General features: G+C 59.5%; 12 protein-coding genes and 1 pseudogene. 7 read left to right on the plus strand and 6 right to left on the minus strand.

Annotation, left to right across the window (positions count from 1 at the left end; translation table 11 throughout):
- Positions 1-80 precede the first annotated feature (80 nt).
- On the minus strand, positions 81-1619 hold the full coding sequence (locus tag WJ35_RS16595) for an IS3-like element ISBmu11 family transposase (RefSeq protein WP_059460485.1): 1539 nt from the start codon (positions 1617-1619) through the stop codon (positions 81-83).
- A 97-nt stretch (positions 1620-1716) separates the two neighbouring features.
- Between WJ35_RS16595 and WJ35_RS16605 the strand changes: the two genes are divergently transcribed.
- A protein-coding gene (locus WJ35_RS16605; RefSeq protein ID WP_155121948.1) for an IS3 family transposase occupies positions 1717-2915 on the plus strand; the annotation gives its coding sequence in 2 pieces (ribosomal slippage) (positions 1717-2032 and positions 2032-2915; 1200 coding nt in all).
- Between the two features lie 9 nt (positions 2916-2924).
- On the opposite strand, the pseudogene WJ35_RS30350 reads toward WJ35_RS16605, so the two are convergent.
- Positions 2925-3440 (minus strand): annotated as a pseudogene (locus tag WJ35_RS30350) (transposase); the annotation flags it as partial.
- Positions 3441-3950: 510 nt separating this feature from the next.
- Here WJ35_RS30350 and WJ35_RS31340 point away from each other — a divergent pair.
- The 3 genes from WJ35_RS31340 (at position 3951) to WJ35_RS31350 (ending at position 6561) form a co-directional block, all read left to right on the plus strand.
- On the plus strand, positions 3951-4136 hold the full coding sequence (locus tag WJ35_RS31340) for a hypothetical protein (RefSeq protein ID WP_155121934.1): 186 nt from the start codon (positions 3951-3953) through the stop codon (positions 4134-4136).
- Positions 4137-4192: 56 nt separating this feature from the next.
- Positions 4193-5062, plus strand: a complete 870-nt coding sequence (locus tag WJ35_RS31345) for an aKG-HExxH-type peptide beta-hydroxylase (protein WP_155121935.1) — start codon at positions 4193-4195, stop codon at positions 5060-5062.
- A gap of 131 nt (positions 5063-5193) precedes the next feature.
- On the plus strand, positions 5194-6561 hold the full coding sequence (locus tag WJ35_RS31350; protein WP_155121936.1) for a hypothetical protein: 1368 nt from the start codon (positions 5194-5196) through the stop codon (positions 6559-6561).
- A 179-nt stretch (positions 6562-6740) separates the two neighbouring features.
- Here WJ35_RS31350 and WJ35_RS16615 read toward each other — a convergent pair whose 3' ends face one another.
- The 3 genes from WJ35_RS16615 to WJ35_RS16625 all read right to left on the minus strand — a co-directional run bounded on the left by WJ35_RS16615 (position 6741) and on the right by WJ35_RS16625 (position 10257).
- Positions 6741-7367, minus strand: a complete 627-nt coding sequence (locus tag WJ35_RS16615) for a tyrosine-type recombinase/integrase (protein ID WP_059461600.1) — start codon at positions 7365-7367, stop codon at positions 6741-6743.
- Between the two features lie 97 nt (positions 7368-7464).
- The gene (locus WJ35_RS16620) at positions 7465-7860 is read right to left on the minus strand and encodes a hypothetical protein (RefSeq protein WP_059461601.1); all 396 of its coding nucleotides are present in this window, start codon (positions 7858-7860) and stop codon (positions 7465-7467) included.
- Positions 7861-8850: 990 nt separating this feature from the next.
- The gene (locus WJ35_RS16625; protein ID WP_059461602.1) at positions 8851-10257 is read right to left on the minus strand and encodes a methyl-accepting chemotaxis protein; all 1407 of its coding nucleotides are present in this window, start codon (positions 10255-10257) and stop codon (positions 8851-8853) included.
- A gap of 649 nt (positions 10258-10906) precedes the next feature.
- Between WJ35_RS16625 and WJ35_RS16630 the strand changes: the two genes are divergently transcribed.
- Positions 10907-11995 (plus strand): porin, encoded by a 1089-nt coding sequence (locus WJ35_RS16630; protein ID WP_046422769.1) that lies wholly within the window; start codon positions 10907-10909, stop codon positions 11993-11995.
- Between the two features lie 148 nt (positions 11996-12143).
- Here WJ35_RS16630 and WJ35_RS16635 read toward each other — a convergent pair whose 3' ends face one another.
- A complete protein-coding gene (locus tag WJ35_RS16635) occupies positions 12144-12518 on the minus strand; it encodes a hypothetical protein (RefSeq protein WP_059454678.1) in 375 nt (124 codons plus the stop codon).
- A 330-nt stretch (positions 12519-12848) separates the two neighbouring features.
- On the opposite strand from WJ35_RS16635, the gene WJ35_RS16640 reads away from it, so the two are divergent.
- Both WJ35_RS16640 and WJ35_RS16645 read left to right on the plus strand, forming a co-directional pair.
- The gene (locus WJ35_RS16640) at positions 12849-13772 is read left to right on the plus strand and encodes a LysR family transcriptional regulator (RefSeq protein WP_059461603.1); all 924 of its coding nucleotides are present in this window, start codon (positions 12849-12851) and stop codon (positions 13770-13772) included.
- Between the two features lie 22 nt (positions 13773-13794).
- Positions 13795-14469, plus strand: coding sequence for a response regulator transcription factor (locus WJ35_RS16645; RefSeq protein WP_046422774.1), 675 nt, complete (start codon positions 13795-13797; stop codon positions 14467-14469).
- The last annotated feature ends 82 nt before the right edge of the window (positions 14470-14551 follow it).

Raw genomic sequence — 14551 nt, forward strand, 5'->3', positions numbered from 1 at the left:
GAAGTAATCCTAAGTCAGTTGAGTGTTGGCGCGCAGCTAAATTTGACCCACCGGGGATGCGGCTATTTTCTTGGACTGATTTACGTTGCTAACCCGAGGCTTTCACGGTACTCGATGGGGCTGAGATAGCCAAGGGAGCCCTTGATCCGTTTCTCGTTGTACCAGCGAACGTAGGCGTCCAGTACCTCAACGAACTCCGCGATGGTCGTCGAACGCCAGTCTCCTGTATAGAACATCTCAGTCTTTAGCCTGCCGAAGAATCCCTCACAGGCCGCGTTGTCCGGTGAACAGGCTTTACGCGACATGGAGGGGATCAGCTTAGCCTTCGCAACCCGCGATAGCCAGCCAGGCCAACGGTAGTGGCCACCCCGATCGGAATGCACGATCGGCGTCTCGTCGTCCTCGGTCACGGTCTCAATAGCCGCATCTAGCATGGAATTCACGAGCTCTGCGTCGGGGCTTGTGCCAATCGACCAGCTGACTACCATCCCATCGAAGCAGTCGATCATGGGCGATAGATATACCTTCCCCGCAGGAATCTGGAACTCGGAAATATCCGTCACCCACTTTTCGTTGGGGGCGTTCGCGTGGAAATCGCGATTGATGATGTTATCTGGGGCAGGGCTGATTTCCCCGATATAAGAGCGATATCGGCGCCGCTTGGGCCTTGCTGCGTGGAGGCCGCCTTGTTTCATGAGGCGACGCACGACTTTCTCCGATAGAAACACTCGTTGCCTGCTAAGCGCTGCTTGCACCCGACGATAGCCGTAGGATCGGTGATTGTCCTCGAAGATCTCTGCAACGGTACGACGGACATCTGCATATTTGTCGGCAACCCGTATGGGCGACCGATGATAAAAATAGGAGCTGCGCGCCAGGTCCAACCGCTCAAGCAGCTCAGTCAAACCGTATTCTTCTCTCAGGGCGTCAACCAGCCTCGTCTTCTCCCGATTGCTCAGGAGTGGCAGGTCGACGCCCAGGTCTTTTTTTACGAGTTCATTCGCCTTCTTCAACAGGTCGTGTTCAAGCTTCAGATTGCGAATGTCGCGCCGGAGCTCTTCGACCTGCCGCTCCAGTTCGTCCCGATCCGTCTCTGATGGTGATCCCTTGTCGCGCTTCATGGATGCAGGGGCCCCTCGGCCGAGTAACTGGTTTTTCCACTTGTACAGCGACACCCTGTCGACGTCCAGCTTTTGCGCCACCGCCTGTGCACTTCCTTCCCGTGTGCACAGTTCGTACACCGCGAGCTGCCTGGTCGCCAATGACACGGCCGGTCGGCCTGCCTTGCCAACCACGCGTTTCCTGGTTTCCGGATAGCGCTCGCGAACCCACGCCGTCAGTATCTGCCGACAGGGATAGCCTAATGCCCTGAGGGTGAAGCTGAAGCTGCGCCCGTGATTGACGTAATGCTCAAGTGCCAGGTTCTTCTGTTCTTCTGAGTACTTTGGCTTTACGCGAACATACTCTTTCTGCAGATCGCCACTCTTCTCGAATTCCTCGCACCACGCCTTGAGAGAATTCTTCGTCGGGTAACCCAACTGGCGGATTGTCGCCTTGACGCGCTTTCCGAGTTTCAGGTACAGCTCGACCGCCCGAACGCGGTCTTCGTATGAATACATGGACTACCTCCAAAGTAGTCCAAGATTTTGTCCGCATCCCCGGTGGGTCAATTCTGCGCGCGCGTTAACAAGTAAGCCTAGTCATTACGTGGAAAGCATCGAAATTCTGACCGAGCCGGAGCGCCGTCGTCGGCGCACGGCGCAAGAAAAAATCGCCATCGTGCAGGAAACATTGGAGCCGGGAGCGTCGGTGTCGGCCGTTGCACGTCGGCACGGCGTCAACGCCAACCAAGTGTTCGGCTGGCGCAAGCAATACCAGGAAGGCAGTCTGGCGGCGGTGAAGGCAGGCGAAACCGTTGTGCCGGCATCTGAGCTGGCCGCCGCCATCAAGGAAATCAAGGAACTGCAACGGCTACTTGGGAAGAAGACGCTGGAGGTCGAAATCCTGAAAGAAGCCGTGGAATGGGGCCGTTCAAAAAACCTGATTGCGCGCTCACCATTGCTGCCGGGGGACGACCGTTGAAGACGGTCTGCGAAGTTCTCGGCGTGGCGCGCTCTGCCGTGGCGGTGAAGCGAGCTCGCTCGTCCGACTGGCGCGATGGTCGCCGTGCCCGCGTGACCAACGATGCCAGGCTGGTCGAGGAGATTCAGGCCCATGTGGCGCACCTTCCCACCTACGGCTACCGCCGTGTCTGGGCGCTGCTGCGCCGCAGTCGGGAGCAGAGCGGTGCGCCGTGCATCAACGTCAAGCGCGTGTATCGGGTCATGCGGGAGCATCAGTTGCTGCTGCGCCGCCCTGGCGTGCGGCGAGATAAGCGGCGACATGACGGTCGCGTTGCGGTGGACCGAAGCAACGTGCGCTGGTGCTCGGACGGTTTCGAATTCCGATGCGACGATGGTACGCCGCTGCGCGTGACGTTTGCGCTGGACTGCTGCGACCGCGAGGCGATTAGCTGGGCAGCAACGACCGGCGGGCATAGCGGTGATGTGGTGCGCGACGTGATGCTGGCCGCCGTCGAACAGCGCTTCGGCACCACGCAGGCCGCGCAGCCCATTGAATGGCTGACGGACAACGGCTCGGCCTACATCGACCACCGCACGCGCAGCTTCGCTCGCGAACTGGGTCTTGAGCCGCTGACCACGCCGGTTCGTTCGCCGCAGAGCAATGGCATGGCGGAATCGTTCGTGAAGACCATGAAGCACAATTACGTCGCCTATATGGACAAGCCCGACGCACCAACGGCGCTCTCGCGTCTGGCTATCGCGTTCGAACACTACAATGAGCGCCACCCGCACAAAGCCCTGAAATACCGCTCGCCTCGCGAGTTCAGGCGTAATGCGGTGTCATCAACCTAAAGGTGTCCGCGTGTCCTGAGTTACAGGGGCAACTCCATTGACGGCATACGCATGCTTGAGCCAACCAGAAATCTGCTCAGGGGACCACTGCAGCCTCAGCTTTGCAGCGACAACTCGCGCCAGCGTCTGGTTGCTCACTAATTTGCAAATCTTTGGGCGACGTGCCCGATCCCAGGCGAGCTCATCCGCACGGCTCGCTCGATAACCTTGGCTGCCTCCGTTGCGCTGCAGCTCGCGGCTGATCGTGGAAGGAGCACGTCCCAGCTTGACCGCAATAGACCGAATCGATAATCCGCTCACCAGGCAGCGAGAGATTTCCTCGCGTTCCGCGAGCGTCAATGTCTGCGGTGCGCGACGTCTTTGCGGAGGCTCGATGCCGCCGGCCTCTGACAGAATCCGCTGTATCGAAGAGTGGCCCCGATCGAACAGTTTGGCAATTTGATGAATCGTTTCACCTTTACGCCAGCGGTCCCACATGAGTGCTTTCTGACTCTCAGAATAGTAGATCCTCGGCCTCTGCTTCATTTGCAACACCTCCACTGCTTGCGCAGATTCTAGTGTGTTGCATCGACCGGTTGAATCTGCAGTCCACAGCGGCCATTCGATACGAACCTTGAACACTGACTATTCCGCCAAACTGCCGGACGTACCGAACGGCGGCGGCACGCTGTTAGATAGTCGTCGACCCGCTCCAACATCAACGCGCAGCGTTGCATCGGCGCTTCGCTATCCCTCAATTCTTGGCGTTCGACACTTACGAATCCATGCGTTAAGAATAATATTTCCGCACCATTTTCGCCCACTTCAAGAAAACTCGCATAAAACAAGGTCCGCAATTGTCTGATGTTTAGCTGCTTTTATCCAGACATTGCATCACGGTTCGATCCAGAAGACGACAAGCACCAAAAAGGTGCGGCAAAATTGAATAAATATTCTATTGACTAGTTTTTTTGAATATTAAAAATTCAACCAGCCCGTACATTTTCGGGCCCTTTTCTGGACAATGGTGTTCAGAATAAATCAGGAGTCGCATCAATGAGCTCTGCTTTTCAGGCACTACTCAGCCGTTTGGAAATCTCCGCAGACCGCATGGAAGCCGCAACGAAGGCGAACAAGCAATGCGCCCGTGCTTACGGCGACTATAAGGAAGAAGGTGAGTCGGGTAATAACTCGCAACGCCTTAACATGATCGCTCACGATCAATCGGGCGAAATGTATTAACTCGAAATTAAATCGGGGCGCTCGCGCGCCCCGAGACACTACTGCGGAGATTGCTAATGTATTTCCTGTGCGGACTTCAAGCGAATCTAGAAAACATCGCAATACTTGCAAATTTGCAAAATGCAGAGTCCTCAACCAATCTGAATACGAAAGACGCTTATATAGGTTTCTGCGAGTCCGTTTCTGGCCCGTTGGGCGTGCCGCACTACCCCGAAGAGCAATACACCGTCGACGGGAAGCGCTGCGAATACATGACGGAGATGTTCCTCGTCGACGATGGACTCACCGACATTAGCACCACTGTTGAGCCTACCCCTCTCGACGCTCGCATTGAAGCTCTCGCTGCGGTGATGCCGGCCAGGCGCCTGTTAAGAGAGTTGAGTCCAGCGCTCTCAGAATTGTTTGATCTAGCAATCCATACGATTTACTACAACCGGTCCATCCACTCCGGAGGGGGCTCAATCTCCTCTCTCCCAGGAGTAATTTGGCTCGCAAACCGCAAGCCTTGGTCCGTCATTGATTTAACTGAAGTCCTTGTACACGAATTTACTCACAATCTAATCTTTCTTGACGAACGCACACATGGCCACTACGCCCAGCACACCGCTCTCGCAAACGCCGACAATTTTGCGTTGTCCGCCATTCTAAAGCGCGTGCGACCGTTAGATAAGGCTTTTCACAGCCTGTTGGTAGCGCACGAGTTACTTGTATTCCGAACGAGAATTCAGGAAAACGCAACGCCCATGGCTCATCCGCCGACCCCTGTATTATTTCAGCAGACGATGGCGACGGCAGTAAGCGTGCAACAGCTCATCAAGAGAAAGCCCGAACTCGTTCAGCCTCGTCTTAAAAGTCTATTAGATAAGGTTTTTGAGTCTCTGTACCAAATGAAAGCAAACACGTCGCTAGGGCTTGCGGCGGCATAGCGCTACGCTCATTGCGCGGCAGTACGCCGCGCCGACCATGTCGCAGAGTCGTACTTCGCTGTCTCGGCGTGACCATCGCAGAAACACCCAAGTGCACTATCCCGCGACAACACCATCTGAGTGCTTTTGAAATGACAAAGAGCAATAGATTAACGCAAAAAACGATCGTTTTCGGTCACTGGTCTGCAGCGGCAACCGCCGCACTGATTGCGCTTCATCAGACGTGCATAGCAGTGTCCACGTTCTTTCTAACTCGGCTCATCGAACATTTTCAGGCTCAACAGCCCGTCAACGCCTTGCTTATCTCGTACGTATGCATCATGGTCTTTCCTTACATACCCGGATGCATTGCGTTTATCGCGTCGCAGGCGTGGCTTAATCACGCACACAAGACTTACGTTTCCGAAGTAGCGGACAAGGTTTTCGGTCTTACAATGCGATTCAAGGATAACGCTCTCCGAGAATCTATTGAGTCTCTGGTTGCCCGCAACTCGTTTACCGTTTTGAAAGACTATATCGATTTCCTACATGACTCGCTCAGTCTATTCCTCAACAGCGCGCTTAGCCTGCTCGTAATAGGCATATTGTTGCCTCACGAAATTTTTCTCGGATACGCAGCCAGTGCGCTGCTTTGTACTATAGCGATACTACTCGTTAGTGGAAGGATCGCGAGACAAGCCTCCACCTCAGAAAATAGTCTAATTGCCTACGGAGACGTTTTGTCGCGTGTATGGGACAACGCAGCGCTCGGCAACACGGCAAATTTCGAAAATTGGGAAAACCGCACTAAAGAAAGTGGTGAGATTTACTATAAAAGCACAATGGGCCTGCAACTCATACGACAAGGGAGCAATATCCTTATCGCTCTTCTGGCATTGGTGCCGACGTCGATTTTGGTAGTACAGCTATTTCGAGATCCCACCATTCACGCAGCGGTCCTGGCCGCAACGATCGTCAGTCTTACGAGAATTTTTCAAATTCTGAACTCCTTGAGTACAGTCGTCTATCGCATCCTTGAATGGTCTTCGATCAACGCTCGTCTGCGTGTCCTCTTGTCGGCCGACCAGCAGATCGAAGCAGATCAGCAGGCTTCATTGAATCACCCGCTTGAAATAATTACGGTAAATGGAAGTGCAATTTTGTCCTTCGATGACGTGGCAAAAACTCTTAGGCGAGCCACTGCGGGACGATTCACAATACGCGGCGCCAACGGGTCTGGGAAATCGACCTTGATGTACTTTTTAAAGGCAGAACTTGGCAACGTCGCGGCATTGATCCCGGCGCATCATGCGAGGTTAGACTGGAAAACAGTCTCGAACTCTCAGTCAACGGGACAAAGGACGATCGCACAGATACGGGAGGCCTCGACGCAACACAATATCAACATCTTGCTGCTCGACGAATGGGACGCAAATCTGGATACCCTGAATACCCAAGGCATCGATGAATTCCTTGCAGCCGTATCCTCCAGCAAGATTGTGGTGGAAGTCAGACACTAGCCAACCATCGGACAGCTCCGGGGAAGGAATCGGACTCTATCGGGTGGCCCAGACACACCCACGACAAGTGCTGCCCGAATCGTGCCGCCCCCGCTCGGATTGTTGACGATTCTCACGTCCGGGTCGAACGACCGGTTGTGGCTGCAGCCGGCAAGCGACCGCTCGCCGGCCGAGGTACATCAAACCTCGGTTTGCTCCGCCATCTCAAGGGCATCGTCGACCTCGATGCCGAGATAGCGAACCGTGCTTTCTAGCTTCGTATGCCCGAGCAGCAGCTGTACCGCCCGAAGATTGTTCGTTCGCCGGTAGATCAGCGACGCTTTGGTCCGGCGCATAGTGTGGGTACCGTATGCGGTATCATCGAGTCCAATCGACGCGACCCAGCAATGCACCATTCGGGCGTATTGCCGGGTCGACAGATGCGGTGACGAATGCAACCGGCTCGGAAACAGAAAATCCGCGGCCTTCAGCACTCGCGCTTCGATCCAAGCTTCGAGGCTATCACGGGTCTGTTCCGTGATCTCGAATTGGACCGGCCGCTGGGTCTTCTGCTGCATGACGGTGGCCCTCGCAGCCACGTGGCTTCCGTGACGGACGTCCTGCACTCGCAATCGCGTGAAATCGCACGCTCGAAGCTTGCTGTCGATTGCGAGATTGAACATCGCGAGCTCACGGACGTTCGACGCCATCTGAAGCCTCGTCCGGATCGCCCAAATTTCTCGGAGCTTTAGCGGCGGTTTCTGCCCGGTGAGTTTGCCCTTGTTCCATGGCACACGACGGCTAACGGCGACACTCTCGGATCTCATGACAATCTCCTTTCAGGCAAAGGGAGATTGAGTGTGCGCCTACGGACGGTCACTACCCGACCCCGAGCGGTCATCCGACTGGGCCCATTGCGGACACTCAAGGACGTTGCTTCGATTGACCAAACCAGCGATTCCAGAGATTCGAATCTTCCTTGCCTATCTCAAAGATACGCTCACGAATTTTCGTACCAATTCCATCGTGAAGATCCAAGTGTAATTTCACAGATTTAAATACATCTTTCAGATCCACGTCATTCGCGTGACAGAGTTCGGTGAACCCTTCGATCGCTTGATGGTACTTAACTTCGGAGACGGCAATAAATCTAACCTCTGTGGCTGCCTGTTTTCTGGCGGCGTACCAATCCATCACGATTTCCTTCCATTCGCGCATTTCCTGAATCAGATCGTCTGGATTAGTCAGCTCCATGGAAAGCACGATCATGAACAAGTCTTCCTGCAGCTCGCTTTTCTTCACAGCTTCTTTGTATTGCATAGGAGATGCCTGTCGCCCCTCAAGGTAGTATTGGCCTGGTGAGACGGTTCCTGAGTGCGTTGGTTACCGACCAGGGCAGCTTGCCGCTCAGCTTGATTGAAGATTGGCTACGCAATCGTGGATTGCCTGCGCGACCTGGGGATTGGACAAATTCGACCGACACGCGCGAGCGAGAGCAACAATTGCTCGACGCCTTCAACAACCCCGACTATGCGCCCGTTTTCCACGGGATCGCCAGAGCTAGCTAGTGCTTCCGGCAAGTTGGATTCAATACTTGCGATTCCGTCCTCAACCCAGAGGTCGATTCCGAACGGCAGCAAAAACGCTCGATTCTTATCCATTCTTCCGATCTCGTCCTGGTCGAAAGCCGCATTGTCAACGATCCAGGAGGCGAAGTCGAACGTCTGCTTCTGGCCGAGGCTGTGTTAAAACGCGAAAGAACCCGGTTTTCGAGTGTCGCTTTACCCTTCCCGAGTTGCTGCCAAGCCAATACAGCGCGATCTGAAGGGTCGATCTGTGAGGAAACCATGTTCAACGTGCGTTTTCACACAGCCTCGGCCGACAGCAGCCGGCCGCACTCGACCCCGAACGTCCCGCAGCACTGCTTTCCCAGCATCGGTGACTGAGCTTGAGGCAGATAGAGCCCTGCTTGAACCCAGCGCTTCGACCGGCAGAGCGGTGTGTCGATTATCGGCACAGAAATCGGGACGTTACGGCCGGGACGCCCGGTCCACAACGCGCATTGACAAATTTAATCCGAACATATGCGAATTGACGCCATTGTTTCGGCGGCACTGTCGATAAAGACGCCAACCCAAGAGCCGGATGCCTAGATCGGCGGGACTCTGGCGTGACGGACTTAATTTGCTCTACGGCAACACGCTGTTCCCGCAGTCGCGCACGGCCGGCAGTTACACGGTGGCTGGTCGACGCTCACGAGCGCAGTGATCAGCGGCCGATGCGCGTGGGACTGGAGCGGTAAGCGCCGATTCAGACGCTGTAGCCGATCCGCAGGACACCCCATGGCCTTCCGCCGACGACGATGGGCGCAGACACGTCCTTCATCAGCGCGAACTGGCCGTTGCCCATGTCGCGGCGATAGGTCTGCAACAGGAACGGCTTGGTATGCGACACGGACATGCGCGCCGTCCGGTCTGTATAGATCCGGCGGTTCCGGCAGTTCGCCGCGTTCCATGCGGCATCCGCGCGCTGCGGCAGCGAGAACTTGCGGTTGTGGGTCGGCAGGTAGCACTGCCGGTCGAAGCTGGCGCAATAGACGATGCGTTCGTCGAGGTCGAGCACCGGCTCCTGGACGGCCGGCAGCACGCGATCGGTAAACGCCGTGAAGCGCGTCATGAACTGCTGCGGGTCGGTGCCGGGAATCGGTTCGTAGTGCGCGTCGAACAGCGCGTCGAGTGCGATATCGCCGCGGCCGACCGCCTCCTCGAAGAGTTTGCCGATCGCGGCGGCCGTGCTCCGCGCGGTGTCGATCAGGCGCGTGTCGGGCGATTCGATGCCGGTCGCGGCAGTGAGCTCGATCAGCGTCTCGGAAACGGTGAGCAGATTGCCGAGCCGGTCCTTCGCCTGCGAGAAGTTGTCGCTCGAGTTCTTGACGCCGGACGCCATCTCGCCCACCTGTTCGTCGAGACGGTGGCACTGCGTCTCGATCTCGTCCGTCAGCGACGCGATCTGTTCGGCCTCGCCGGCGAGCTCGGTGATCGCGTTGCCGGTCGCGTGCACGACTTCGCCGATCGTGCGCGTGCCCTCGCGCACGCGGTGCGCGCGCGCGGCGTTGCCGGTTCCTTCCGCGATCAGGTGTTCGGTCTGCTCGGCGAGCCGCGCAAGGGTCGTCTCGATCTGGGCGGTCGCCTGCCCGGTCTTCGCGGACAGATTCTTGACCTCCGCCGCGACGACCGCGAAGCTGCGACCCGATTCGCCCGCGCGGGCGGCCTCGATCGCGGCGTTCAACGCGAGCAGGTGGGTCTGGCGTGCGATGACCGAAATCTCCTCGGACACCGCCCGCACATGGTCGAGCGCGTCGCGTAGGGCGCCCATCTGATCGCTGATCGTGGTGACGCCCTCGACGAGCCCATGAATGTCCGCGAGCGAGGCTTCGATCGTCTGCTGTGACTGCCGAACCGCGTTCGACGCATTGGCGCTGACGTCGCGCACCTGCTGTGCGGCCTCGGCGATCCGGTGGTTGCCGCGAAGCGTGAAGGCGGCCGACTCGCGCAACGTGTGGCAGAGCTCCGCCTGCCGAGCGACACGGGTCGCGACTTCCTCGACGTGACCCGATACGTCGCAGATCTCGATGCCGAGCCTGCCGGCCTGCTCGGCGATGTCGCCGACGAGTGCGCGCGACGCGCGGCCCCCGCGGCCGATTCCGAAGAAGTTCACTTTGGTGGGTCTCCTTGATCTCACGCGCGCTAGGTTCCCGGCGGATGTTGCGCATGCGTTCCTGACTTAACGGCGCCACGGCCGCCGACTTGAGGTCGGGTAAACATCGAGATGGGCATACCGGATGATGGCCCGGCGCGGCGACAAACCGCCGCCGGTCTCCGTACGGTACGAAGAGTTCTAGCCGCGATGCGTGGACCGGCCGCGCCAGAAATACTTGGGAGCTGAAACGGTGACGGCAGCGCTTTTCGCGCGCCGCGGCGCGAGCGCTCAATGCCCCCTCGGACACCCGCGCTAGATCAATGCACTCACACTTTTACTCCAGAGCACTGCTGCGCCGGCAGCTTGCGTCGACTGCGCCGGACATGGCGCCGTCGCGCGTTCTCGACTGTCCGAATCCGGATTTCGCGTATGGCGAGACCACGCAGCCGCGATCGTCATCCCCCATGCGCCCCAGGCAGATCAATCGCCCATGTCGATTGACACGTGCGCGAATCCAACGCGAAAACCGAAAGACTGAATTTCCGTCTCGCGCGCTATTGGCGACGCTATATTGTCGACGACCAGCCCCTTAACAAAGGACTGCAAAAGATATCCGTCTACCCGATCGAGACACCCATCCATGAATCAAACGACACGGTTACTGCGCATGACGTGCGCGCTCGCCTGCTGCGGCCTGTTCTCCCATGCACACGCGCAAAGCAGCGTCACGCTGTACGGCATCATCGACACCGGGATCGACTTCGCGTCGAACGTCGGCGATCAGCACCTTTGGCAGATGGCGAGCGGCGTCAGCGCCGGCAGCCGCTGGGGGCTGCGCGGTCGCGAAGACCTGGGTGGCGGGCTCGCCGCGATCTTCGATCTCGAAAGCGGCTTCAATTCCGCGAACGGCGGCCTCGGCAGCGGCCTCGCGTTCTCCCGCAACGCCTACGTCGGGCTGTCGAGCGAGCGCCTGGGCACGGTGACGCTCGGTCGCCAGTGGGATCCGGTCGTCGACCTGATCGAGCCGTATTCGCTGAACAGCTATTTCGGCGGCTGGTATTTCTCCCACCCGAACGACATGGACAACCTCGACAACGGCTTTGCGGTCAGCAACGCCGTGAAATACACGAGCCCGACGATCGCCGGCTTCACCGGCGAGGCACTCTACTCGTTCGGCGGCCTGGCCGGCCGCTTTTCGGACAACGCCGCCTACAGCGCGGCCGTCGCGTATACGAACGGGCCGTTCTCGGCAGGCGTCGGCTATCTGCGCGTCAACGATCCGGAGCAGGCCGTGCAGAGCTACCAGAACGGCAGCGGCTACACGAACGCGGTATACGGCAACGCCCTCGAGAACGCGCGCAGCCAGAACATCTTCGCGGCCGGCGCGTCGTACCAGATCGGCAAGGTCAAGCTGATGGGCAACTTCACCGACGTCGATTTCCAGCAGGGCGACGACGAGCAGGACGTGAAGTTCCAGAACTACGAAATCGCCGGCACGCTCGCCGCCACGAGCCAGCTCAATTTCGGCCTCGGCTATACGTACACGACCGGCCGCGACCACGCGACCGGCCAGGAGCCCCGATACCGGCAACTGAATGCGAGCGCCGAATACGAACTGTCCAAGCGCACGGCCATCTATGCACTCGCGGCGCTGCAGACGGCGTCCGGCGGTGCCGTCGCGCAGGTCGCGGGCTTCGATCCGTCGTCGAACGGCCGTCAGGCGGTCGGCCGGGTCGGGCTGCGTCACACGTTCTGAGCGACCTTGCGCCGCGGCGGGCTTCCGGTGTTCCGGAAGCCTGCACGCGCGTCGCGTCGAGCGATACACCGCCCGTCCGTCGCGCAGCCGCGCGACCGCACGCTGCCCGCCGGCCCCAGGGCCGGCGCAACCGACTGGCACCCCGTCCTCAGTTCGGCAGGCCGATCAACTGCTGCTCGTCCTCGAGCAGTTGCGTCAGCGATCCGTGCAGACGCGCGAGGCTCTGCGGCGGCAGCGCGAAACTCGCCCAGCCAAGGCCGGTGTGCCGCAGCAACAGCACCGCGCCGCCGTAAAGCGGATGGCGCTCCGCATACCAGCACGGGTCCATTTCCGTCACGAACTGGTGCTCGCGCGGCGGCATTTCGGGCACCGCGGGCTGCATCGACGCACGCAGCAGGCTCAGATACTGGATCACTGCGTCGACATCCTCGGGATCGAGCACCGCGGCGCCACGTTCGATCGACACCAGCACCACCGGCTTGCCGTGCTCCTCGATCATCTTGATACTCAGCGGCTGCGTCATTTCTTGCGTTCCTCATGGCTAGCTGTCTCGCGCTATTATCGGCAGCCGCACCCGACGCGCACCTGAAGATTTGGTGTCGCTTCATGAAGTTTTTTTTAGATGCCGGACGCCGCCGCGAAGCCGTTCATCGTGTGCCCGCGCAGCGCATGCCCTCTCCTCTCCCGCCGCTTCCTTAAACGAAATTTCATCCGATCCGCGTCGTTTTTTAAGCGTCCGCGCCGGATCCGCCTCCCATAATCGGCTCGCTATCTCGCCGGCCAAGCGCAGCAGGATGCAGCGATCGATCCTCGTCGGCGCGGGCCTCCGGTCAATTCCATCCTTCCGCAGACCATGAATCAACTGCAAGCGATGCGCGTCTTCACGCGCGTAGTCGAGTTGTCGAGTTTCAATCTCGCCGCCCGCCAGCTCGGGATGTCGGCGGCCGCGGTCACGCGCAGCGTCGGCATGCTCGAAGCGCATCTGAACATGCGCCTGCTGAACCGGACGACCCGCAGCCTGTCGCTCACCGAGACCGGCCGCGAATACCTCGACGGGTGCCGCACGATCATCGAGAAGCTCGACGAGATCGAATCGAATCTCGCGCAGGCCACGCGCGACCCGCGCGGCACGCTGAGGATCGCCGCGTCGGCCACGTCCGTCGCGGCCGGTCTCGGCGCGCTGCTGTCGACGTATCGCGCCAACCATCCGCGCGTGCGCTTCGACGTCACGACGTTCGACACGCACGTCGACATGGTCGAAGGCGGCTACGACGTGTGCTTCTGCGACGATCGCCGCCTGATCAACGCGACCTGCGTGTCGCGGATGCTGATGAACGTGCGCGACGTGGTCGTCGCATCGCCCGAGTACCTCGCGCGCCACGGCACGCCGAACGATCCGGTCGAACTGAACGAACACAGCCTGCTGACCGTATCGAACGGCACCGCCCGCAGCTGGGAGTTCTCGGACGTCGACGGCTCCTACCGCGTCTATACGGGCAATGCACTGGCATCGACCGGCAGCATGATGGTTCGGCTCGCGGCACTCAACCACATGGGCATCACGCAGTTGCCGCAGCCGCTCGTCGCCGACGATCTCGCACGGGGCACGCTGCTGCCGCTGCTCGGGCGCTACGAAGTCAACGGCGGCCCGCGCTGCGTATCGATGCTTTATCCCAGCCGCAACTATCTGACGCTGAAGGTGCGCAGCTTCATCGACTACGTCGTCGACCACTACCGCGCGCACGAGCGCGCAGCCGTGCGGCTCGCCGCTGCGTGACGCTGCCTGGTCCGCTTGGTCGATGACACGCATCCTCACGATCGAAGACGATCCGCTGATCGCGGATCACATCTCGCAGACGCTGCGCGCCGCCGGCCACGAGGTCGACGTCGCGCGCACCGGCCGGGACGGCATGGCAAAGGCGATGAGCGCCGACTACGACGTCGTCACGCTCGATCGCATGCTGCCCGACCTCGACGGCCTCACGATCCTCGCGACCATGCGCGGCGTCGGGCTCGACACGCCGGTGCTCGTGATGAGCGCGATGTCCGAGGTCGACCAGCGCATCCAGGGGCTGCGCGCGGGCGGCGACGACTATCTCGTCAAGCCGTTCTCGCTCGACGAAATGTGTGCGCGTATCGACGTGCTGATTCGCCGCCGGCCGCGCGGCCCGCAGGTCGAGACGGTGTTGCGCGCGGGCGAGCTCGAACTCGATCTGGTGCGCCGCCGCGTCACGCTCGACGGTCGCGAACTCGCGCTGCTGCCGACGGAATGGCGCGTGCTGGAATTCATGATGCGCCACGCCGGACGCGTGCTCACGCGCACGATGATCTTCGAGGCCGTGTGGGGCTGCCGCTTCGATCCCGGCACGAACCTGATCGACGTGCACGTCGGCCGCCTGCGCAAGAAAGTGAACCGTCCCGGCGGCGCGCCGCTGATCCGCACGATCCGCGGCTCGGGCTACATGCTCGGCTGAATCCGGCCGCCGCCACCTAAAACTTGTTTCATCTTTTTAGCGACCGGCTGTTAGGGGCCGCTGCGCAGAATGCGGTCATCGG

The sequence above is a fragment of the Burkholderia ubonensis genome (assembly GCF_001718695.1).
GTDB classification, from domain to species: domain Bacteria; phylum Pseudomonadota; class Gammaproteobacteria; order Burkholderiales; family Burkholderiaceae; genus Burkholderia; species Burkholderia ubonensis_B.

Bases quoted from the DNA above. Each gene is read 5' to 3' on its own strand.
- WJ35_RS16640 (WP_059461603.1), top strand. From the start codon at position 12,849: ATGAATCAACTGCAAGCGATGCGCGTCTTCACGCGCGTAGTCGAGTTG.
- WJ35_RS16635 (WP_059454678.1), bottom strand. From the start codon at position 12,518: ATGACGCAGCCGCTGAGTATCAAGATGATCGAGGAGCACGGCAAGCCG.
- WJ35_RS16615 (WP_059461600.1), bottom strand. From the start codon at position 7,367: ATGAGATCCGAGAGTGTCGCCGTTAGCCGTCGTGTGCCATGGAACAAG.
- WJ35_RS16630 (WP_046422769.1), top strand. From the start codon at position 10,907: ATGACGTGCGCGCTCGCCTGCTGCGGCCTGTTCTCCCATGCACACGCG.
- WJ35_RS16620 (WP_059461601.1), bottom strand. From the start codon at position 7,860: ATGCAATACAAAGAAGCTGTGAAGAAAAGCGAGCTGCAGGAAGACTTG.
- WJ35_RS31350 (WP_155121936.1), top strand. From the start codon at position 5,194: ATGACAAAGAGCAATAGATTAACGCAAAAAACGATCGTTTTCGGTCAC.
- WJ35_RS31340 (WP_155121934.1), top strand. From the start codon at position 3,951: ATGAGCTCTGCTTTTCAGGCACTACTCAGCCGTTTGGAAATCTCCGCA.
- WJ35_RS16595 (WP_059460485.1), bottom strand. From the start codon at position 1,619: ATGTATTCATACGAAGACCGCGTTCGGGCGGTCGAGCTGTACCTGAAA.
- WJ35_RS16645 (WP_046422774.1), top strand. From the start codon at position 13,795: ATGACACGCATCCTCACGATCGAAGACGATCCGCTGATCGCGGATCAC.
- WJ35_RS31345 (WP_155121935.1), top strand. From the start codon at position 4,193: ATGTATTTCCTGTGCGGACTTCAAGCGAATCTAGAAAACATCGCAATA.